Annotated in this window: 19 protein-coding genes and 2 pseudogenes; 12 read left to right on the top strand and 9 right to left on the bottom strand. The window is 66.8% G+C overall.

What is annotated here, in order from left to right:
- The first annotated feature begins 206 nt into the window (after positions 1-206).
- Entirely contained in the window at positions 207-1,688 is a 1,482-nt protein-coding gene (locus FEK34_RS28470; protein ID WP_138452899.1) for a hypothetical protein, read from the top strand.
- Here FEK34_RS28470 and FEK34_RS28465 read toward each other — a convergent pair.
- Together FEK34_RS28465 and FEK34_RS31440 are read right to left on the bottom strand one after the other, a co-directional pair.
- Positions 1,680-2,996, bottom strand: coding sequence for a tetratricopeptide repeat protein (locus FEK34_RS28465; RefSeq protein ID WP_249359695.1), 1,317 nt, complete (start codon positions 2,994-2,996; stop codon positions 1,680-1,682). The two genes, FEK34_RS28470 and FEK34_RS28465, sit on opposite strands and share 9 nt — an antisense overlap.
- 78 nt (positions 2,997-3,074) lie before the next feature.
- Positions 3,075-3,521 (bottom strand): annotated as a pseudogene (locus tag FEK34_RS31440) (hypothetical protein); the annotation flags it as partial.
- Positions 3,522-4,159: 638 nt separating this feature from the next.
- On the opposite strand from FEK34_RS31440, the gene FEK34_RS28460 reads away from it, so the two are divergent.
- Positions 4,160-4,687, top strand: a complete 528-nt coding sequence (locus tag FEK34_RS28460) for a YybH family protein (protein WP_138452895.1) — start codon at positions 4,160-4,162, stop codon at positions 4,685-4,687.
- Between the two features lie 117 nt (positions 4,688-4,804).
- Here FEK34_RS28460 and FEK34_RS28455 read toward each other — a convergent pair whose 3' ends face one another.
- On the bottom strand, positions 4,805-5,449 hold the full coding sequence (locus tag FEK34_RS28455; protein WP_138452893.1) for an HAD family hydrolase: 645 nt from the start codon (positions 5,447-5,449) through the stop codon (positions 4,805-4,807).
- A complete protein-coding gene (locus FEK34_RS28450; protein WP_138452891.1) occupies positions 5,446-6,615 on the bottom strand; it encodes an MFS transporter in 1,170 nt (389 codons plus the stop codon). The genes FEK34_RS28455 and FEK34_RS28450 overlap by 4 nt, the downstream gene beginning before the upstream one ends.
- Positions 6,616-7,389: 774 nt before the next feature.
- On the opposite strand from FEK34_RS28450, the pseudogene FEK34_RS31030 reads away from it, so the two are divergent.
- A pseudogene (locus FEK34_RS31030) lies at positions 7,390-7,866 on the top strand (alpha/beta fold hydrolase); the annotation flags it as partial.
- Positions 7,867-8,314: 448 nt separating this feature from the next.
- Here the strand turns inward: FEK34_RS31030 and FEK34_RS28440 are convergent.
- A complete protein-coding gene (locus FEK34_RS28440) occupies positions 8,315-11,512 on the bottom strand; it encodes a BTAD domain-containing putative transcriptional regulator (RefSeq protein ID WP_138452889.1) in 3,198 nt (1,065 codons plus the stop codon).
- Positions 11,513-11,626: 114 nt separating this feature from the next.
- Between FEK34_RS28440 and FEK34_RS28435 the strand changes: the two genes are divergently transcribed.
- From FEK34_RS28435 to FEK34_RS28410, 6 genes are all read left to right on the top strand, one after another.
- Complete coding sequence (locus tag FEK34_RS28435) at positions 11,627-12,391, top strand: SDR family oxidoreductase (RefSeq protein WP_138452887.1); 765 nt, start codon at positions 11,627-11,629, stop codon at positions 12,389-12,391.
- Between the two features lie 11 nt (positions 12,392-12,402).
- On the top strand, positions 12,403-12,858 hold the full coding sequence (locus tag FEK34_RS28430; protein ID WP_138452885.1) for a nitroreductase family deazaflavin-dependent oxidoreductase: 456 nt from the start codon (positions 12,403-12,405) through the stop codon (positions 12,856-12,858).
- 252 nt (positions 12,859-13,110) lie between these two features.
- A complete protein-coding gene (locus FEK34_RS28425; RefSeq protein WP_138452882.1) occupies positions 13,111-13,434 on the top strand; it encodes a YciI family protein in 324 nt (107 codons plus the stop codon).
- Positions 13,435-14,163: 729 nt separating this feature from the next.
- On the top strand, positions 14,164-14,697 hold the full coding sequence (locus FEK34_RS28420; protein WP_138452880.1) for a hypothetical protein: 534 nt from the start codon (positions 14,164-14,166) through the stop codon (positions 14,695-14,697).
- Between the two features lie 62 nt (positions 14,698-14,759).
- Positions 14,760-15,716 carry an alpha/beta hydrolase family protein gene (locus FEK34_RS28415; RefSeq protein WP_138452878.1) on the top strand — a complete coding sequence of 319 codons (957 nt, stop codon included), beginning with the start codon at positions 14,760-14,762 and terminating at the stop codon, positions 15,714-15,716.
- Positions 15,717-15,785: 69 nt separating this feature from the next.
- A complete protein-coding gene (locus tag FEK34_RS28410; RefSeq protein ID WP_138452876.1) occupies positions 15,786-16,136 on the top strand; it encodes a DUF4234 domain-containing protein in 351 nt (116 codons plus the stop codon).
- An 88-nt stretch (positions 16,137-16,224) separates the two neighbouring features.
- Here FEK34_RS28410 and FEK34_RS28405 read toward each other — a convergent pair whose 3' ends face one another.
- From FEK34_RS28405 to FEK34_RS28395, 3 genes are all read right to left on the bottom strand, one after another.
- Entirely contained in the window at positions 16,225-16,668 is a 444-nt protein-coding gene (locus FEK34_RS28405; protein ID WP_138452875.1) for a hypothetical protein, read from the bottom strand.
- A gap of 62 nt (positions 16,669-16,730) precedes the next feature.
- Entirely contained in the window at positions 16,731-18,581 is a 1,851-nt protein-coding gene (locus tag FEK34_RS28400) for an alpha/beta hydrolase (protein WP_138452873.1), read from the bottom strand.
- Entirely contained in the window at positions 18,581-18,868 is a 288-nt protein-coding gene (locus FEK34_RS28395) for a type VII secretion target (protein WP_138452871.1), read from the bottom strand. The genes FEK34_RS28400 and FEK34_RS28395 overlap by 1 nt, the downstream gene beginning before the upstream one ends.
- A 259-nt stretch (positions 18,869-19,127) precedes the next feature.
- Here FEK34_RS28395 and FEK34_RS28390 point away from each other — a divergent pair, with 259 nt between their 5' ends.
- The 3 genes from FEK34_RS28390 to FEK34_RS31320 all read left to right on the top strand — a co-directional run bounded on the left by FEK34_RS28390 (position 19,128) and on the right by FEK34_RS31320 (position 20,616).
- Positions 19,128-19,697 carry a DUF3558 domain-containing protein gene (locus FEK34_RS28390; protein WP_171048452.1) on the top strand — a complete coding sequence of 190 codons (570 nt, stop codon included), beginning with the start codon at positions 19,128-19,130 and terminating at the stop codon, positions 19,695-19,697.
- A gap of 16 nt (positions 19,698-19,713) precedes the next feature.
- The gene (locus tag FEK34_RS28385) at positions 19,714-20,094 is read left to right on the top strand and encodes a hypothetical protein (RefSeq protein WP_138452867.1); all 381 of its coding nucleotides are present in this window, start codon (positions 19,714-19,716) and stop codon (positions 20,092-20,094) included.
- A 90-nt stretch (positions 20,095-20,184) separates the two neighbouring features.
- The gene (locus FEK34_RS31320) at positions 20,185-20,616 is read left to right on the top strand and encodes a DUF2510 domain-containing protein (protein ID WP_349292445.1); all 432 of its coding nucleotides are present in this window, start codon (positions 20,185-20,187) and stop codon (positions 20,614-20,616) included.
- 70 nt (positions 20,617-20,686) lie between these two features.
- Here the strand turns inward: FEK34_RS31320 and FEK34_RS28375 are convergent, their stop codons facing one another.
- Positions 20,687-21,094 carry a hypothetical protein gene (locus FEK34_RS28375; RefSeq protein ID WP_138452865.1) on the bottom strand — a complete coding sequence of 136 codons (408 nt, stop codon included), beginning with the start codon at positions 21,092-21,094 and terminating at the stop codon, positions 20,687-20,689.
- Positions 21,095-21,102 lie beyond the last annotated feature (8 nt).

Here is a 21,102-nt window from a genome sequence, read left to right as displayed (position 1 = left end):
GCAAGCCAGCAAGCCAGCAAGCCAGCAAGCCAGCAAGCCAGCAAGCCAGCCGCTGGGCAACGATCGGCGCGAGTCATCGCGTCCTGGCTGTTACCCGGACGGTACCCTCCCTCGATCGCATTCTCGATATCCTTCCCGCGCTCGCCGGCGACCTTCGTGTCGAAGTGTGGTTCACCGTCGATGAAGGCTCCGAATTCAGTGCCGGAGTGGCAGAACAGATCCGCGCGATGGGCGCGCAGATCATCTCGTGGGACGATGCCACCCGCACACAGTTCCACCTCGTGCTCGCGGCCAGCGACAACAGCGATCTGCATGAGCTGACGGGGCCGCTGTTGCTGGTCCCGCACGGCGCTGGATATCAGAAGTATTCGCCGCACTCCGAGCCGGCCACCGGCGCACGCACACTATCGGGATTCGCCGCTTCGGCGTTGTGGCACAACGGCCGACCGGTACCTGCCCGAGTCGGGCTATCCCATGCGAACCAGCTGTCCGCTCTAGCGAATGCCGCGCCCGAATTGGTCGACCGAGCCGCGGTGATCGGCGATCCCTGTGTGGATCGGCTGGCTGGTTTGACCCGCGAACGCAACCGACTGAGATCGTGGCTCGGCCTGCGACCAGGCCAGGAGCTGATCGTGGTGGCCTCCACCTGGGGTGCGGATTCGACGATGGGCCGCTGGCCCTCCCTGCCCACAGAGCTGCTCGCGCAACTACCGCATGACGAATTCCGGGTCGCAGCAATTCTGCATCCGAATGTCTGGGTCTTTCACAGCAACTGGCAGGTGCGACAATGGCTCGCACGGGCAGCTGCCGCCGGGTTGATCATCGTTCCACCGACCGGACCATGGAAACCGGTGCTGGCGGCGGCGGACTGCGTGATCAGCGACCACGGCAGCCTCTCGGCCTACAGCACCGGTCTACGCCGCCCGCTGCTGCTCGCGGCGTTCAGCGCCACGGAGGTACCGGCAGGCACCTCGATGGCCGACCTCGGCGCTCACATCCCGCGGCTGGACCGGGAGCAGCCACTGGCCGCGCAGGTTCGCGATGCCATCGCCACCGTGGACGAGGCCCTGCTCGACCGGCTCGCTGCGGGAGTATTCGCCCACCGCGGCGAGGCGCTGACCCGGCTGCGCGCGGTGATGTACGAGCTGCTGAACCTGACGCCGCCGCCGTGGCCACCGATCATGCCGGCGCCGGCCCACACCGAGCCGCTTCCCCGCACCCCGCTCCGCGCCTACCGGGTCGCGATCGAGTTCGGCGACGCTGATCCGACCGTCGCCATCATGAGCCGATACCCGGCGATCCTGGACAACTCTGCCGATCAGCAGGACGGCAATCACCTCGTCGTTGGATCGGACGCGCCGGATGAACGACTCGTGCAGAACGCCGCCGTCGTGGTCGCCGACCAGTCCATGGCGACCTCCATGGCTCGGACCTGGGCGAGCGCGACGTTGTCCGAACTTCCCGGCTGCCGGATCGCCGCCGCTCCAGACGAATCCGGCGCCCTGTTCGCGCTGCTCCGTGACGGCCGGGCGATGCACGCGCATACCGACGACGCAGTGGGCGATCCATACATTCTCGCTTCGGCGCTGCACTGCCAGCTGCTGCGCCACCCCGGCCGATCGGATTTGCCGAACCTGGTGGTTGCCAACGGGTCCCACCACATCACGGTCGTTTTCCGGTCACTGTGACAGGTCCTCCAGGCGCTGCTGCCAGCGGTCCAGCTCCGGCGAGCCGCTCTGCCGGTGCAGCTCCACCACCTGCGCCACGTAATTGCGCACGGCCACGATGTCTTCGACCTCCGCCGCGACGTCGGCTAGCAGCTCGAGCGGACGGGCCAGCAGCATGGTCTGTCCCAATCGGGCAGCGAAGGTGCGGGCCTCGTGCAAACTGGCGACGGCATCGGCCTTCCGGCCGAGCGCGACCAGGACCTCCGCCCTGCTGTAGGCGATACGCGACGCCGTCCGGGCATCGTCGAACGGCGCGATCATCCGGGCAGCGCGATCGAAGGCGTCCAGAGCCTCGTCCTCTCGGCCCAGCCGGCCCATGCACCGGCCACAGAACTGCGCCTGCAACGCGATACCGCGCCCGTCTTCGAGTCGTTCGTTGATCGCGAGCGAGGTCTCGAAGGCTGCGAGCGCATCGGTGAAATACCCCTGCTTGTAATAGTAGTGGCCCACGAAGTCTTGTACCGAGGCGAACAGCGGCCCGTTCTCGCCCCGGCTCAGCTCCGTGGCTCGGTCGAGATCGGCACCAGCGGCCCGGAAGTTTCCGACCTCCATGAAACCCCTTGCCCGAAAGCACAGAACCCTCGCCTCGGCAGCGCGATCACCATCCGCGGCGGCCGCCGCAACAGCCAGGTCACCGGCTTCCCGTTGTGCTTGGAACCTGGGGTGACTGCTGTAGAACGGCCACATCGCCTGGAACAAGGTCCATACCTGAGTGTTCAGTTCCCGTGCCGACGCCGCTCGTATCACGGCGAGCAGATCCTCGTGCTTCTCAGCGAACCACGCCATGGCCTCGCTGTCCGACCCGAAGGCCTGTGCCTCCGGTACCGGACGTACACCGCCTACCCGGAACCGATCACGGACGACGGCGAAATCGGCAGCGACCGCGTCTTCCACCCAAGCACCAATAGCTCGGGCGACAGCTCGGTCCATATCGGCAGGGTCCTCGCCGGTGGCTGCGACCAATCGAGCATGCCTGCGGACCAGATCCGGCATCAGGAACTCGGCACCGGACTCCTCCAGCAAATTGCCATCGACCAGTACGCCGATCAATCGTTCTACCTCGGACGCCGGCGCGTCGAGTGCTGCGGCGATGATCCGCACCGACATCGTGCGGCCCGGCAACTGCCCCAGCACGTGGTACAGCCGCGCTGCATCAAGTGGCAACCAGTCGTAGACGTTGGCGAACAATTCACGCAACTCACTGTCGAGCAAGGATGACCGGTGCGCCGTTCCCGTAGGCACCGCGCTTCCGTCGAGATCGTTGATCAATTCCTCGAGCGAGGGGCCGCGCCGCGAGCGCAGGGAGCCCGCGAGGACTTTGATCACCTGAGGCGAACCGCCCACCAACTCGACCAGTCGCCGAGCCCGGTCCGGGTGAGCTGCCGCGCGATCGCCAACCAATCGTGTCAGCAACTCCACACCGTGTTCGGCTCCCAATCCCACGACTCGGCGCACGATCGCGCCGTCCGCCGCCAGTTCCTCCACCGCGACGTCACCGACCGCGACCACCATCGCATGGCGCGAATTGGGAAGCAGCGCCGCCACCTGCGCCGCATCGGATACACCGTCGAGCAGCAACAGGACCCGCCGCCCTGCGGTCACCTGGCGGAATCTGCGGCACCGCCCCTCCAAATCCGCTGGTATCCACCGTTGGTCGACGAAGAGATCGCCCAGCAGACCCGCAACGACATCGGCCATCGGTACCGCACCGTCATGACGCAACTGCCCGAAATCGACGGTCAACCCGACGTCGAACAGATCGCGCAACCCGGCAGCGATCCGCCGCAGCAACATCGTCTTGCCGATCCCGGACAAACCGCTCAACGCGATGACCGCCGGTGAGTCACGCTCCCGCTCGGCGACCTCACGGGCCAACGCCAGCAACTCGTCCCGGTCGATGAACAGCGCCGGAGGGGCCTCGACAGTCCAGGTCGCGAAGCCGGGACCCATCGCGCTGATATCGGGCACCACAGCCGGGGCGCGATCAGAAACCCCCTGATTCGGTATCCACGACAATTCCGCACTCCCCCAATCACTTCACCGTCGGTCTTCGGCCACCAACTCTACCCATCGACCAGTGGTTCGGAGGGAATCCCGCGCGACGTCGGGGTCGATTCGGGCGGATTCGCCGTGACGTGCAGCGACGGACAGCATGGCGTCGTTCCCGCAGTGGGGGCGTCGACGGTCGTCATCTGACCGCGCTCGCTCGGCGAGACCTGACCGGGGTGTTCGGCAAGCGCAGCTTCTCCGGTAGGTGTCGCGAATCTCCGACAGCCGAACGTATCCCTGCAGGACCATGTTCGGCTTTCGGGCTTGACACGGTGCCGTCCTCGCACACACCTCACATTCGACCTGAGTGCGTCGTCGGACTCCTGAAACCACCGGCCGCCGATAGGAGCGTGGCTGTGGGCGGAGACTCGAACGGAGACACGATGGGTTCGCATGAGGCGGAGATCAGGGCGCTGTTGGAGAGCCGGACCGATGCGCAGCGGTCGAAGGATATCGATCGGCTGATGTCGTTCTATGCGCCTGACATCGTCTACTACGATGCCGTCGCACCACTGCGATTCACGGGAACCGGCGAGGTACGACGAAACTTCGTGCGATGGTTCGACGGTTATGAAGGACCTATCGGATTGGAAACGCACGACCTGACTGTGGTTGCGGATGACGATGTCGCGTTCGCCAATATGCTGCACCTGGACTCGGGCAGGCACAGGGGCGGGATCGAGTTGTCGATATGGGTGCGGGAGACCGTGTGCCTGCGGCGATGGGACAGCCGGTGGGCGATTACGCACGAGCATATTTCGCTTCCGTTCAGCCCGAGGAACTTTCAGATCTGGTTCGCCTCGGAGAAGGATGCACCTGTTCGAGGCGGTGGGACGATCTTTCGTCTGGCGGCGGGCGGTTTGGCTACCCGTCTCGGGTTGCGTCGGCGGCGGCCGTTCCGGTCGGAGTGATCGGACCGGTTCGACCGCCGGTGCATTCGTGGACCCGTAACCAGAAGTACGCGCGCACATCTCACAATCCGCGGGTGCCGGATAGAACCCGCCGCCGCCGGCGCCGACTCCGGTTTCTTACACTGCGGCGAGCGCGGGGCGAATGCGGTCTTCGATCGCTGTCGGCGAACCGGTGTAATGGAGGGTGCGTAGACCCACCTCGGCAGCGGCCGCGCAGTTGTCGGCGCGGTCGTCGATGAACAGGACCCTTCCGGGGTCTGCGGCGCCGGTGGCGGCGAGGGCTTTCCGGTAGGTGTCGGGGTGTGGTTTGTTCATCCCGAGCCGGCACGAGTAGAGGGCATCGTCCATGAGGGCGCGCCACGCGGCGGCATCGAGCGCTTCGCTCACCGGGTGAGGCGCGTTGGACAGCAGCACGATCGGCAGGCCTGCGCGCTGGATGTGGTGCAGCAGCTCGACGACCCGGTCGTCGGTGTGGGTCCACATGGCGGCGTCGACGGCACGCAGCCGGGCGAGTAGGGCCGGGTCGGGGCGGTCGCCGAGGACGGCGGTCCAGAAGCCCGCGTCGTCGAGGGCGCCGGAGTCGTAGGGTTCGCGAGCGCTCCAGAACGTGGTCTGAAAATCCTCGAGGTGGTCGGCGGGCCAACCGGCCAGGTCGGCCAGTTCGGCCCACATGGCGAGGGTGGGTTGCAGGCCGATGACGCCGTTGTAGTCGAAGATCACCGCGTCGAGTTCCGCGGTCTGGTGCGAGGTTTCCATGGTCATCTGTTCTCCAGGGCTCGGGGCGATAGGAACGCCACGGTTGCGGCGAGGGCGGCGGGCAGGATGAGGGCCAACGGCAGGGTCGTCGCGGTAGCCAGGACGCCGATGACCGCGGGCCCGGCGAGCAGGCCGAGGTAACCGGTCACCGCGACGGTCGCGACCGAGCGCGGACCACCGGAACCGGCCGCGCTGAACAGCGACGGGATGGTGACCGACAGTCCGAGGCCGAACAGCGCCCAGCCGGTCAGCGCCACCGTGATCTCGGCGCTCAGCACACCGGCGAGCAGTCCGGCCGCCGCCAGGATCGCGCCGGTGCGCACGACTTTCGAAGCTCCGAACCGGGCGGTCAGCCGGTCGCCGACGAGACGGCCCGCGGCCATCGCGGCGCTGTATCCGGCGAAGGCCGCCGCGGCGAGCGTCGGTGAGGCGCCGAGATCGGTGAGGTGCACGGCCGACCAGTCGGCGGCGGCGCCTTCGCCGAGTAGGCAGGCGGCCGCCAGCGCGCCGAGCAGCCAGACTCGGGACGAGCGGGACGGTGTGCTCTCCCGTGCCGGCTCATCGTCGGGGACCAGCGCGCCGATCTCGCGGGTGATCGGCGCCGCCACCACGGTCGCCACGATCGCGATGGCGGCGACGCCGACGAACAGATAGGTGTGCGGCCACTGCGCCGTCACCGCGGCGACCACGGCTCCGCCCAGCGCGCCGAGACTGTAGGCCGCGTGCAGGCCGGACATGATCGGGCGCCGGTAGGCCCGCTGGCAGTCGACGGCTGCGGCGTTGGCCGCGACATCCAGCACACCGTGCGCGGCCCCGAAGATCAGCGCCGCGACACCGGCCGCGAGAGCGGTACGGCAGGTTCCGAGGAGCGCCAGGCTCACCGCGAAACCCAAGCCGCCTCCCGTCAACAACGCGGGCAGCCCGTGACGTGCGGCGATCTGCCCACCGACGCGCAGGCCGGTGACCATCCCGACGGCCGCCGCCAGCAGTACCGCCGCCAAACCCGCCGTATCCAGTCCGGCCGCTTCCTGAACGGCCGGGATCCGGGTCCCCCACACGGCGGTGACGACACCGAGCCCCACGAAGTATCCGGTCAGTAGGGCGCGATCCCGGGCGAGAGCGCGCGGAGCGATCCGCACGTCCCGGGGCGGCGGTGCGCCGACGATTGTCATGACAGCTCCAGCAGGTGGCGCGCCGATTTCCACGGTGAAATGCGCACCGAGAAATCGACAGCGAGCAGACGAGTGTTCGCCACCCGTTTCCGAACGGAATAGGCGGCATGAATATGTATGGGAGGATTGAACTTTCAGAGCGAATCCTCAGCGATTCGCCCCCTTGGATGATTCGGAAAACTACCAGCAGACCGGGCCGCCCACCATCCGAGGCGAAGGTGCCGTGATCCGCTTCATAATCCACCGCGCGCAGCTCTGATCGGAGAAGAGACTTCAGGAACCCGAACGGCAATTGCGCTGCGGCGTATACACTTTCCGGCTACTCCATAGCAGCCGAGAATTCACTTACCGAGAACAAACTCGTCGCCGACGTTGAATAGAGCGGAAGAATGTCACAGCCACGGCCTCGGCGGGATGCGGTTGGTAATCGCAGCGGCTGTACTCGTGCTCATTCGCGATTGACGTCCAGCAACCGCGCGGCGAGCCGACGCGGGTAAGTCGAACCGTGCTGATTCCGACCCAGGCGCTCGCCCGCGCGGACGGGCCCACTGAGAGGGGGTCCGGCGATATGGGCTGATTTGACCGGTGTCCGGTCACGGCGTGCACGTTCCGCAGACTCGCGAGCGGATCTGGCAGCCCGCGAAGTAGCCGATCCGGCTCGGACGAGGCACTGCTCCGAATTCTGCGGTGTGCGATGAGTGTCGCCATGACAGTCCGTCTACAAGATCGACTGGAGCACGAGGCGCCAGTCGACCACCTACCGAAAGCACCGACATGTTCAAACGCACTCTGATCACCCTTGTGACCGCCGCTTCCGCCGCAGTTCTCACCGCCTGCGGGAGTGGCGCCGATGCCACAACCGAGCAGCCCGTCCCCGGCCGCTATGCCGATGTGAACGGCCTGCGCATGTATTACGAGGTGCATGGTCAGCCGACCGACCAACCACCGGTGGTACTGCTGCACGGCGCCCTGTCCGGCATCAGCACCGACTTCGGCTCGCTCATACCGGAATTGGCGAAACGACGCCAGGTCATCGCCGTCGAACAGCAGTCGCACGGGCACACCGCCGATATCGAGCGACCGCTGCGCACCGGGTCCATGGCAGAGGACACGACCGTGCTGCTGCGGCAGATCGGCATCCAGCGCGCCGACATTCTCGGCTACAGCATGGGTGCTGGTGTCGCGCTGGATATCGGTATCCGCCATCCGGACGTGGTGCGCAAGCTGGTGCTGGTGTCGGGCGGGCTGGGCCCCGACGGCCTGCACCCGGGCACCCTCGAGGGCATCGCCGAACTGCAGCCGGAGATGTTGCACGGCAGCCCGTTTCACGTCGCGTATCTCGCCGATGCGCCGCGGCCGGAAGACTTTCCGAAGCTCGTGGCGCGGGTAAAGGAGATGGACGCCAACGTGCCGACCGTGCCCGCCGAACAGGTTCGCGCCCTGACCGCACCCACCCTGAACATCATCGCCGACTCCGATATCGTCCGGCCCGAACACGCGGTGGAGGTGTTCCGGCTGCTGGGCGGCGGCACCATGGGCGACACCCCGGCGGGACTGCCGGATTCGGAGCTCGGGATCATCCCGGCGCATCGCACGTCACCGGCGTGCACCGCACCGAGATCCTCGCCCCGATGGTTACTGCGTTCCTGGAACGCCCGATCAAGACCCAGCCCTGAATGTGAAGCCTGTGCTCGGACTACTACGCGCCGCCGACACTGTTCCGGGCTGGACCGACTTCGGCATCGCCCAGCATCGAACGCAGCCGCGCCGCAATACGATCGACGTCGCCGCGTTCACCGGGAGGGAGGGCGGCGCCGACCGACGCGCGCATGCGGGTGGCGGACCCCAGGAGCCGGGCCGCCAGTTCGGGGACGCCTGCCGCAGCGTGGGCGCCGGCAAGCCCTTCCAACGCCAGGGCGACCGCACGCGGATCGCCGGTGCGTTCGGCGGCTGCCCGGCCCCGCTCGTGCAGGGCGAGTGCGGCATCGGCGTCGCCGCGCAGCTCGGCGATGAAACCGAGTTCGGCCAGGATGAGGGCGGCGCCGTTGGCCGCGTCGAACCCAAGATTCCAGTCCAGCCAGGGGCGCAGAAACTCTTCGGCGGTATCGAGATCGCCGCGGCGGCGCGCACTCATCGCCAGCCCCACCTCTGCGGTTTCCAGCGCCGGCCGGTCACTGTGCGTCGCGGCCAGGCGGCGGGCCCGTTCGTGTAGTTCGTCGGCACTGTCGAAATCCTGGCGGAGCAGGGCGATCCGGCCCAGCTGCGACCAGTGCGCCGCCGCCTCGGTCCATAACCGCAATTCCTCGGCGATCCGGACCCCGGCTCGATAGCGGGCCTCGGCTTCGCCGTACTCGCCGCGGATCTCGTGCAACCGGCCCAGCACCGCGGTGGCCTGTAACCGGCCCCAGTGCTCGTCGCCGAACAAAGACAGGGCCTGCTCGGCGTCGGCACGGGCCGCATCGAGTTCACCGCGGGAATAGCGTTGGATCGCACGGACGGTGCGGGCCGCACCGGCGGTCCAGCTGTCATCGTCGGCGGGTACCTCGTCCAGGACCCGGTCGATGATCTGCACGGCGTCGTCCATGACGCCGAACATCGTCACGGCATACCCGAGAAACCAACCCGGCCCGGCCTGTTCCTCCGGCGCCAGCGCGTCGAACAAGCTCAGCACCGTGCCCGACTCGAGCGCGATGTCGGATCCCTCACCGGCCAGCAGCGCCATCGCGGCTCGCCAGACTGCCAACCGTGCGCGCGGCGAATCGGGCGCCCCGGACGGCTCGGGCACCGCGAGTGCACGGGTGATCGACCGCCGGGCTTCGCCCAGGCGCCCGCGCAGGAACCAGTACCAGGTCAGTGCCAGCGCCAGCCGCTGTGCCAGCATGGCATCGTCCGAGTCGGTGGCGGTGTCGAGCGCGCGGCGCAGATTGGCGGCCTCGGCATCGAGCCGGTCCAGCCAGTGCCGCTGCCGTGGTCCGCGCAGGTGGGTGGCGGCCTGTTCGGCGAAATCGGTGTAATGGGTCGCGTGCGCATACCTCAGCCGCTCGTATTCGGTCTGATAGGGCTCGGCCGCTGGATATTCGCGCAGTTGTTCGATGCCGTAGGCGCCGACCGATTCGAGCAGGCGATAGCGGGGTTCGCCGTCATGCGTCACCGCCACCAGCGAGCGATCAACCAGCCGCGCAAGCAGGTCGAGCACCTCCCCGGAACTCACCCCGGCCCCGGCGCACAGCTGTTCGGCGGCATCGAGTGTGCAGCCATCGGCGTGGATGGCCAGCCGGCGCAGCACCGCCTGCTCGGCCGCGGTCAGCAACTCCCAGCTCCAGTCGATCATCGCACGCAGGGTCTGTTGACGCGGCGGTGCGTCGCGACGGCCGCCGGTGAGGAGGCCGAACCGGTCGTCGAGCCGTTCGGCGAGGCGCGCGGGTCCGAGCACCCGGACCCGCGTCGACGCCAGTTCCAGGGCGAGCGGAAGCCCGTCCATCCGGCGGCATACGGTCGCCACGGCGGCGGCATTGTCGGCATCGAGGACGAATCCGGGCGCCGCGGCGGCGGCCCGCTCCGCGAAGAGCCGGACCGAACCCGAGCGCAGCACCGCCTCCAGCGAGGCGTCTGCTGCGGGCACGTCGAGCGGCGGTACCTGCCACAGGCTTTCACCGGCGATGCCGAGTGGTTCCCGGCCGGTGGCCAGCACTCGCACCGTTGGTGCTCGGTCCAGCAGCAGCCGCACCAGAGCGGCCACGGCAGCGATCACGTGCTCACAGTTGTCCAGCACGATCAGCAGCTCGCGATCCCGTAACGCCCGTACCATCCGGTCTCGCGACGACGGCGCGGGCCGGTCGGGAGTCGGCGCATCGTCGCGAATTCCCAGTGCCGCCATCACGATATCGGCGAGTCCGTCGACCTCCTCGTTCGCCACGGTGTGGCCGCCGAGTTCTACCAGCCAGACGCCGTGGGCGTAGTCGTGCGAGGTTTCGCTCGCCGCGGCGAGCGCGAGCCGGGTCTTGCCGACGCCGCCGGGCCCGGTCAATGTCACCAGCCGTTCGGTGGTCAGCATCGCGCGCACCTGCGTCAGATCCGAGCTACGGCCGATGAGGTCGGTGGTCGGCGTGGGTAGGTTCGTCCGCGGGGTGGTCTCGGCTGGAATGTGGGCGGCAGGTAACGCCGCAGGGTCGGCGCGCAGAATCTGCTCGTGGAGTTCGGCGAGCGCGGGGCCTGGCTCGAGGCCGAGTTCGGTGTCGAGGCGGCGGCGCACATCACGGAAGACAGCAAGGGCATCGGCGACGCGTCCGGCCCCGTGCAGTGCCCGCATCTGAGTCGCGCGCAGCCGTTCGCGTAGTGGATGTTGCTCGATGAGGTCGGGCAGTTCGGCGGCGAGCGCGCCGTATTCGCCCAGCAGCAGCCGGGCGTCGGCCTGTTCCTCCAAGGCGAGCAGGCGTTGCTCGTTCAGCCGCGTCACGGCGGGAAGAGCCAGTGGTTCATCGGCGATGTCGGCGAATGCGTCGCCGCGCCACTGTGTCAAGGCATCGGCGAGTCCGGCGGCCCGCTGCCGTGGGTCGCCAGCTTGGCGCGCCGCTTCGACCGCGGCGAGGAAACTTCCCGAGTCCACCGCATCGACCGCGATATCGAGCATGTAACCCGTCGCACGGTGGACCACCATGTCGGGTCCCACCGCACCCAGCGCCCGGCGCAACCGCGACACCAGGGTCTGCAGCGCACCGTCCGGGCGGGCCGGAACCTGCGTGCCCCATATCCCATCGACCAGCCGATCGATCGAGACGACCCGGCCGGGATCCAGCAGCAGGATCGCCAACAGCGCACGGACCTTCTTCTCCGGCACCGGCACCACCGTGCCGTCCGCGGCCCACACCGTGAGCGGACCAAGAACCCCGAAACGCACCGGACCAGCGTAATGGAGGTCCGCATGCGGACCGAGAGCCGACCGACAGCGAATCGACAGCGCCGGACCGCACAGTCGTTGAAGTCAGCACGACAACGAACTAGGAGATTCGCCATGAACCGCAACCTCACCGGCAAGAAGGCACTCGTCACCGGCGGCACCCACGGCATGGGTCTGGCGATCGTCAAGGCGCTGCTGGCCGCGGGTGCCGAGGTGGTCCTCACCGGCCGTAACGAGCAGACGCTCGAGGACGCACGCACCGAGCTCGCCGGGCAGGCCGCGCACGTGGTGCGCTCCGATGCCGCGAGCATGGCCGACATTGCGGCGTTGGCCGATGCCGCGCGGGAGCGGCTCGGCCATATCGACCATTTGTTCGTCAACCACGGCATCGCCGCCTTCGCCGAACTCGCCGAGGTGACCGAAGAAGCGTGGGACCGCCACTTCGACATCAACACCAAGGGCGCCTTCTTCACCGTGCAGGCACTGGCGCCGTTGCTGGCCGACGGCGGCTCTATCGTGTTCACCACGGTCGGGAACGATCTGATCTTCCCGGGATTGAGCGCATACTCCGCCTCCAAGGAAGCGGTGCGTGCCTTCGCGCACGTCCTGGCCGCGGAACTGTTGCCGCGCAAGATCCGAGTCAACTCGGTGGCGCCCGGCTTCATCGAAACACCTACGATGGGCGTGCCCGGTCTCAGCGAGCAGGAGCGTGACGACTTCGTGCGACAAGGCCACGAATCCACGCCGCTGCGCCGCACCGGCACCGTGGAAGAGGTCGCGGCCGCGGCGCTGTTCCTTGCTGCCGAGGCCACCTTCACCACCAATGTCGAGCTCGCGGTGGACGGTGGCTTCGCCCAGGGCCTGCCGGTCGGCCGCTGAGGTCGTGGGAAATGTCTGACGAACTCACCCGTGACGCCGCCCGCGACAGCCCCGATCTGTCGGTGGCCGAGCATGTGCGCCGCTATCTCGCCACCGACGGAGCCAGTGGCTATCTGGAAGGAGGGTCACCGAACCTGATCCTCACCCATCGCGGCCGCACCACCGGCAGGCTGCACCGCACCGGGTTGTTCTTCGGCGAGGACAACGACCGCTACATCCTCGTCGCCTCGGGTTCGGCCATCACCCACACCCATCCGCAGTGGTATCTCAATCTGATCGCGCACCCGCGGGCCCAGGTGCAGATCCTCGCCGAACGGTTCACCGCCGTGGCCCGCACCGCCGAAGGCGCGGAGCGGCAACGCCTGTGGGATCTGATGGCCGATATGGCACCCGTCTACCGCACCTACGCGGCACGCAGCAGGCGCACGATTCCGGTCGTCGTACTGGAACGGGTGCGAGCTGCATAGCCTGCTCACCGTATCCACAAGGGCCGCAGGAAGTCCGGACCCGGGCAACGCGGTGTTGCTCGGCGCGGCAGCGGCCGGCTTTCCCGATGTGCGGCGGGAGGAGCAGATCGCAACGGCCGATTCTTGGATCACGGCCACCGATGAGTTCGGTCGTCGTTCACCGTCTACAAGATCGAGAATGCCGCGATCCTGCTGGAATGAGTCAACGACGAACAGTGGTTGGCAGAAGATGATCGAAAGGAACCGAACACCATGAAGTACACGCTGATCTACGCCCACGATCCCGCCACCTCCCAGCAGACCGAAGACGAGGTCCAGGAATGGATCGAGTTCGACAACCAAGTCAAGGAGGCCGGGATCTTCGTCCACGAGGCCGGGTTCCATCCTGGTGACGACGCCAAGGTGGTTGAGGTGCGCGACGGTGATGCCACCGTCGACAAGGGGGTTTCCGGCGTCGTCGCGGCGGGGTTCTACGTCCTCGACGTCCCCGATGAGGACACTGCCGTCTCGTGGGCGCAGCGCATCCCCACCGCACGGTACGGCCGCGTGGAAGTACGGCAGGTAGTCGAGTTCTGACCTGCGCGTGAGCGCCGGTGGCACACACTCACAATCGAAGCCCTGCGGTACACCACCCAATGGCTGCGTCGGTCGGTCGGTGGGTGGGGCGGCGCCTCGCCGGTCGACCATCCCGAATCGGCGAAGGGATTTCAGGAATAAGAACGGCAACTAGTCTGCGGCGCAGACACTTTCCGGCTATTCGATAGCAGCCGAGAATTCACTCTATGGCGAAGCTCATCGCCGACTATGAATTGAGCGGAAGAATGTCACGGCCACAGCCTCGGCGGGACGCGGTTGGTGATCGCAGCGGCTGTACTCGTGCCTCATTCGGCGATTGACGTCAAGCAACCGTGCGGCGAGCCGACGCGAGAATATCGAACCGTCCCGATCCAGACCCGGGTACTCGCCCGTGCAGACGGGCTTATTGAGAGGGGTCCGGGAGCTCGCCCACACGGACGGACCCACTGAGAGGGGGTCCGGGGGCGAAGCCCTCCGGGTGGGGAGTGGGGGCTCCGCCCCCACAAAACACGACGAAACGAGAAACGGCTCATGCTCTCCATGAGCATGAGCCGTGCATCGAGTGAAGTGGAGCTAAGGGGACTCGAACCCCTTTATTTCCCCAGGTTTCTAGCCCCTGACCTGCGCCTCGGCGATTTTGGTTAACTTCTGGCGACCTTCCGTGACCTGCGGGTTTCCGTCCAAGTGTTGATGGCATCAACAGCCATCAACCCCGATCCGGGAGCCCTGATGACCTCCAAGTCCCGCCAGGCTGGCCAACTCGCCTACCAACTTTCCCAGCGCATCGGCGGCAGCCGAGTCGACGTCGCATACCACGGACCCCGACGGGACTGGTACGGCGGCTGGCATGTCGAGTGGGCCGACGGCCCCACCTTCGCCGAGATGCGCGCACTCGTCGCCGAGCAGCGTGATCGGTTCCCTGCGATCGCGTCCGTAGATCTGCGCTACAGCCGCGGGAATACCGACCTCGCGGAAGCAGTCGCGCTGCTGCTGTACCTCGATCAGCACCCCGACGAGCGCAACTACCTCGACTCGACCCTGGCCGTCGTCGCGTTCGATCAGGCCAGCTATCCGAACCGTGCCGCCGAGGTGTGGCAGCAGCGCGGGCGGGCGCTGCTCGCCGCCGGCGGCGGCATCTACTACAACGGCCCATCGATGGACGCGCTGCGCCGCCGCATGCGCGACGGCTGGGACGCGGTGCTGGAGTGGCTCGACGGAAACACCCCGGTCGCTACCGGGCGACACCTCGAGGCGGTCCGGTGATAGCCCGCCTTATCAGCGCAGCCCTTGCCTCGCTCGCGCTCTTGTCCACCGGCATCGGATGGATGGCCGGACCCGCACGCGCCGACTCTCTGATCCCCGCGCCCACTGGTCCGCATCTCGTCGGCCGCGTCGACACCGTGCTCGACCGCGACGGCCGACCGATCCCCGTGTCGATCTGGTACCCGACCACCGCGACCGGCACCGCGCCGTACATCCCGGCGAGCACCGCGGTGGTGCGCGCGCAGCTGGCGGCCGAGGCCGCGCTGTGGCTGCGCACCCCCGCCGCGGCCCCGGCGATGACGACCGCGACCCTGCCCGTCGCCGAGGGCGGCCCGCTCGCCGGCGACCGCCTGCCCGTGGTGCTCTGGTCGCCGGGCATGGGCACGCCGCGCTGGCTCGTGTCCGGGCTGCTGATGGATCTCGCGTCACGCGGGTATGTCGTCGTCGCGATTGACCACACCGGCGAATCCCCGGCGGTCGAGATCCGCGGCCAGGTGCGCACCGGCATCCCGCCGACGTCCGGCGATCCCGCCTACATGCGTGCCCAGCTCGACACTCGCGTCGCCGACGCGCGCCACGTCCTCGACCAGCTCGATACGCTGCCCGTCGTCGGCGGCCACCTCGACCACGGCCGCATCGCCATGGCGGGGCACAGCTACGGAGGGCAGACCGCGGTCAGCGCCGCTTCGGCCGACGGCCGGGTGCGTACCGCCATCGTCCTCGACGGCTCGGCCGCATGGGACGGCGTCGGCCCGGCGCCCGATGTTGACCGGCCGGTGCTGCTACTCGCCAACGGGATGATGGTGCATGCCTCATGGTTGGGCACCGACGCCGTGATCGGCACGCTCGAGAGCGCCGGGCACTACACACCGACCGATCTGCCGATGTTCGGCGGGACGCCGGAGTTCTGCGGAACCATCGACGCCGCGCTCGGGTCGCGGCTTACGCGCGAGGTTGTCGCGGCGTGGCTCGAGGGCGCGCCGATGCCCGAGGATTCAGCACTGCGGTGGCGGCGATGACCGGCGTGCCTGGTAACGGACCATGCCCGGGTGCGGATGCACATGGAGAAATCCAGGACGAGGAGCCCCATGAATCCCCAGCCGCCCGGGAACCCATCGAATTTCCCTACGCAGGGCATACCCGCAAACCCGGGCATGCCAATGCAGACGGTGAGCCTGGAGCAGCGGCAGCAGGTGCTGATGATGGCAGTGTCAGCGCAAACCGCACAGGGCTCTCAGGTTCTGTCGATGACGCAGACCTCCGCGTTGATGCTCAAGATCGACCAGACGAACCACATCCTGCATGTGCTGCTCACAATCGTCACGTTCGGGCTCTGGTTGATCGTGTGGCTGATCCAGATGAACACCGCGAAGATCCGCCGGTACCAGATCTACGTCGATGAATTCGGCATCCTGCGGTACCTGCCCCCGCCCAACTGAAGCCCGACAGCGACGTCGCGAAATCGCTGTCCAGTGATTGCATTGGGCCGTGGGTGCACTCGCCGGTGAGCGAGATCCACGGCCCGTCTCATTCCGCAGCGCAGGGTGAACGCGAAGCGACTTCGAGAATCGGGATGTCGGTCACCCTGCGGTCGATCTCCATGCTGCTCTGGATGACGTAACCATTGCCGTCTTTGTAGACGCGGTCGAGCGGATGGTCGTCGGTGATGGCCGACTCCTCGAGCGCGAAACCGCGTTCGGTCAAGGAATCCAGATTGGCGCGAACCTGCTCCACCAGCTCCGGCGAGGGGTCTTCCTTGACCATCTTCTTCTCCACCTGCCAGGGTGGCCCTTCGCTGCGCATGGAGTTCGGGTTGGTGCGGCATCCGATTTTTCCCACTTGGTCGAGGCGCGGCTCGACCAGGTTCGGCCACACGAGATTCAGGTTGTCGTAGACGACGCGGGCGGCTTGCTCGACTGTGAGCCCGGTGGTGTTCTTGATGTCGTCGTTCGTCGGACCTTCATCAATCACGCTGTCGCATCCTACGGCAAGCAGGAGCAGCGAGGCAGCGCCAAGCGCACAAAGTCTCGTCCTCATTTCACATCAATCGTTCGCCCGCGCTCGGGATTGTCGGTCACATGCGGGTTCGAGTATGGATCGACATCGAACATCTTCCCGGCTGCACCCGCCTTTCCGGCATCGAACGCTTCTTTCCCACCATTGCCGTCGTCGCCGAGACCGATGTCCACCCAGCTGGTTTCGATGCCGCGTTCGACGTACTCGGTGACCTCAGTGCCCTTGATGACGCCGACGATATTCTTGAACGCGTCGGATTTCGGGTCGTCCCAGTACTTGCCGTGCCCGTCCGGTCCGAATACGACCTCGCCCACCTTATGGCCGTCGAATTCGGTGCCGTAGTAGCCGGTGTCGAGTCGGGTGACGCCGGGGATTTCGTCGGGGTCGCCGCCGAGCGGGTGGCCGGCGTGTGGGTTGCCGGGGGTCTGGATGTTACCGGGGAGCCTGAGCCCTTCATCCGGGTAGGACTGGACGACGCCGATAAGGTCGCCGGGGGCGGTCATCGAGTAACGCTGCACGTTGGGGTTCGGGTTGTTCCAGCCGCCTTCATAAACGCCGGTGCCGGCGGACGAAGCGTGTATGACTCGGTCGGCGCGCAGGCCGAGTTGTTCGGCGGAGCCGACGATCGACCCACCGTAGGAGTGCCCGACATAGGAGACCGGCTTGCCGGGCGCGTGCGCGGCGACCTCGCGGTCGACCTCGCGGCCGAAGTCCACCAGTTTCGGTGCCATTTCGGCGGCGAACTTCGGGCTCGGCGCGCCGTCGGTCGGATTGGCCAGGCTCTGCGGGAAGTCGCCCTCCATGTAGAGGAAGATCGGGCCGCCGGTCTGGTCGGCAAGATTCCATGCCGCTGTGTGATTCGGACTGGAGTCGTTGAGGTTGGTGCTGGTGCCCGGCACATACACCCCGACACCCGGTGCGTCGGGTTTCATCTCGCCGACCATTTCGATCATCCGCCCGTTGCCTTCGGTGCTGAACATGACGTACTTGCGGTCGACCATGTCCCGGCGGGGCGTGCCGTCCGCGCCGGTCGCCTGCGGATCCGAGTTCAAGACGCCGGTGCCGTGGGGGTTGGGCATCGGCGCGAGCATCGCCTCGAGCTGTTTGATCCGGTCCTTGTCCTGATCTTGCTCTGGCTTCTGCTTCTCGGTGGTGAGGGCGTTGCGGATGTTGATCTCGTTCGCGTCGATCCGCATGGTGAACGGCACTCCGTTCATGTTGCCCAGCTTCTCCGGTGCGGCGATCACCAACTGCCGCTGCGCTTCCGGGCTCAGACCGGCAATGACAGTCGCGCGCTGGTCAGGTGACATCGAGGCCAACTGCGTGACGAGAGCATCCGGGTCCAGCTGCGTGCCGTCGGGCATTGTGATGTCTTGCTGCCCGTCGCGCATCGCGCCGAGGTCGGTGAGCGCATCGTTGAGTGTCGTGCCGTACTGGTTGTCGAGGCGTTCGAGCTCGTCGAGGCCGCTGAAGATGTTGATCTGGATGACCCCGGCGTCGCCTTCTTTCTCCGGATCATCGTGGGTCACCGTGCCGTCGTCGTGGACGGTGAATCCGGTATCGACTGCGTGCTTCTTCTGGTCGAGGACGTAAGTGCGGGCATGTTTCATGCCCTGGTAGGCGTCCTCGGCGTCGTCGGCGATGCGGAGCAGGACGTTGCGTACCTCGTAGCCGTGGTCGACTTCTTCGTCGATCCGGCGCGTCGCGGCGTCCTTGGTTTGGCCGTGCCATTCGCTGGCTGCGGACATGGCGCGGGAGGCGTCGTTGACGGAGGTGAAGAGGATGTCGGCGTTCTTGCGGGCGGCCTCGGCGGCGTTGTGCAGGCCCTCGATGTTCCAGCCTTCGAGCTGGCTGATCGTCGGGCGCATCAGCGCGGGCTCAGCTTTCCGATCTCGGCACCGATCTCGGCGTCCTTGGCCTCGACGTTGACCGCGAACTTGTCCAGCAGGTCCGCCAGAGTGGTGTATCGAGTGGCGATCGACGTCATGGCCTGCTTCGCCGGATCCGCGGCGCCGCGGACCGCGGCCAGTACCGAGCTACCCTCGCCGGTCGCCTCGGCCATCGCCGACCATGTCAGCTTGCCGATCTCGTCGGCCTCTTGCCGCCACGATGTCGCCATGGCCTTGATCTGATCGGGTTCAACTCCCAGCGTCATGAATCCCCCCCTCGGTCGGGCCCCTGAGCTACCAGGGATCGGAACGTGCGCCGGACCAACATAGCCGAAACGCATACATCCCTCCACCCCTGGTAGAAGCGGCAAACCGGTCGTCAAAATCGTGGAACCGAACTCGCGCGAGTTGCGTCTAATCAGATGCGGGTCGCGCGCAAAGTTCCGCGTCCGCAGCTTCGGCGGCCCGCCAGACGGATCGTTTGTTACATTCGTCGAGTCGATGTCAGGCGGTGAAGGGGTGGGCGTGAACCGGGCCAAATTGTTGCTGATGGCTGCCGCACTGGTACCGGGGCTTGCCGCCTGCGGTACGGACACTACGCACGAGCCCAGCACCAGCACCAGCACCAGCACCAGCACCAGCACCAGCACGGAGCAGGCCACAGCTGCGCAGCAGGCGGAACTGTTCGACCCTTGTGGCGGTGCTATCCCCGCCGGAGCGCTCACCGAGGCGGGTGTGGATCCTTCCACGGAAGAGAGCGGCATCGCGGGAACCGACCAGGCCGGGTGGAAGATCTGCTCCTGGAAAGGCTCGCAGTACTCGATCAGCGTCTTCTCGACCGCGAACACCATCGACCAGCTCGAGCAGAAGCCGGGCAACGTCGAGTTCACGGACGTGACAGTCGCCGGGCGCGAGGGCCGCCAGTTCCGCACGCAGGGTGCACCGTACGACGATGCTTGCGATGTTGCGTTCCCCGCCTCGCAGGGATTTATCCAGCTTCAGGTGCTGTGGCGGCATTCCGCGGGTGACCATGAGAACCCGTGCCTGACCGTGACTCGCGTCGGCGAACAGATCGTTCCAGCATTTCCAGAATGAGCAGGGGGTAAGGGCAATGGCCGAATTGGGCAACCAGATCTCGCAGTGGCGCAAACTGGCTGACGAGGCCCGCGCCGGCGAACTGTACATCGCCGACGAGGGCGTCGCACGAGCCTGCTTGAAAGCATGCAACGACCACATTGACGATCTCGAGGATATGTTGACGTCGGTCAACCAGGTTCAGGCCGTTTCCGGGTTCGGCAATTTCAACATGGCCCGCGATCTGGAGGCCAAATTCCGGGAGCAGGCCGTCGGCACCGAAAACTCCCTGTTCGAGGTCATCCAAGAGCACATCGACGTCGTGACTCAGATGCGCGATGTGATGGTGGCGTCGATCGAGAAGCTCACCGGTCGCGACGTCGACAACGCGGGGAACTACGTGGGAGTTGCCCCGTAGCCCAGTCAGGCTTTGGGCACAGTCTGTGCACAAGGTCATTTGTCAGCCAAATCGCGGCGGCGGTCGTAACGAACGCCGGGCTACGGGCCGATGCAGTGGCAAAGCCGCCCGACCCCAGGATTCCGCGTGAGCTACCCGCCGCCTGCACAAATCCCCAGCCAGCCACCACCGCTCCCCGAGGTACGGAGGCGGCGTCAGAACCCTCAGTACGAGGGTGTGTCCGCGATCGTGTTAGTCGGATTGATCGCGTTCATCGTCTATATGCGCGGTGGCGGCCCTGCTGAGACTGCTGTGGTCATGGCGGCAGGCGCCGCCTGCTATTTCGTGTACCTGGTGTTTCGCGCGCTCCAGCGGGCAGGCGACCGACGGGAGCCAACCCATATCGTAATTCCGCCAGCTCAACCGCCAGTCGGCCCGCCGCCGGGATGGTACGTCGACCCTCAGGGCGCGACGAGATGGCATGACGGGCATCAGTGGACCGACGTCGTCCAACACCTGCCCCAGCCACCCTCTGGCCCGTGAAACGACAACAGCGCCCCCACCGATCCTGGCTGAACCAGGACCAGCGGGGGCGCTGTCTTCCGAGAAGCTACTACGCCGTGGGTATTGCACCGTTGATCGGCACCTCGGTGAATCTGTACGCGCCGGAAGCATCAGTTGTGATGGTCACCATCGTGACCCCGACGCGATGGAACCAGTGGTAGCCGCCGCCGATCGCACCGGGGCCGATCTCGATCCGGCGCCCGATCGGCACGGCACCGAGGCCGTCGTCATGGTTCTCGCCGCGCTTCACCAGCCATTTGTCCACGGGCTGCGGGGGTGCCGGCGGAATGGTGCCGGGACTAGAAGCGACGAACTCGCCGGTGTACCGGAATGCGATCTCGTAGTCCGGAGCGTTTGGATCCCCGTTGTTCTCGACGTGGACGATCTCGGATCCAAGAGGCAAGAAGAACGCCGTCCACCCGGTGGACGAGTTGAGCCGGAAGTATCCAGCTTGCATGGATGAAT

The organism is Nocardia cyriacigeorgica, from assembly GCF_005863245.1.
In the GTDB taxonomy this organism is placed as follows: domain Bacteria; phylum Actinomycetota; class Actinomycetes; order Mycobacteriales; family Mycobacteriaceae; genus Nocardia; species Nocardia cyriacigeorgica_C.
This window is presented reverse-complemented; position numbering and strand designations above follow the sequence as displayed.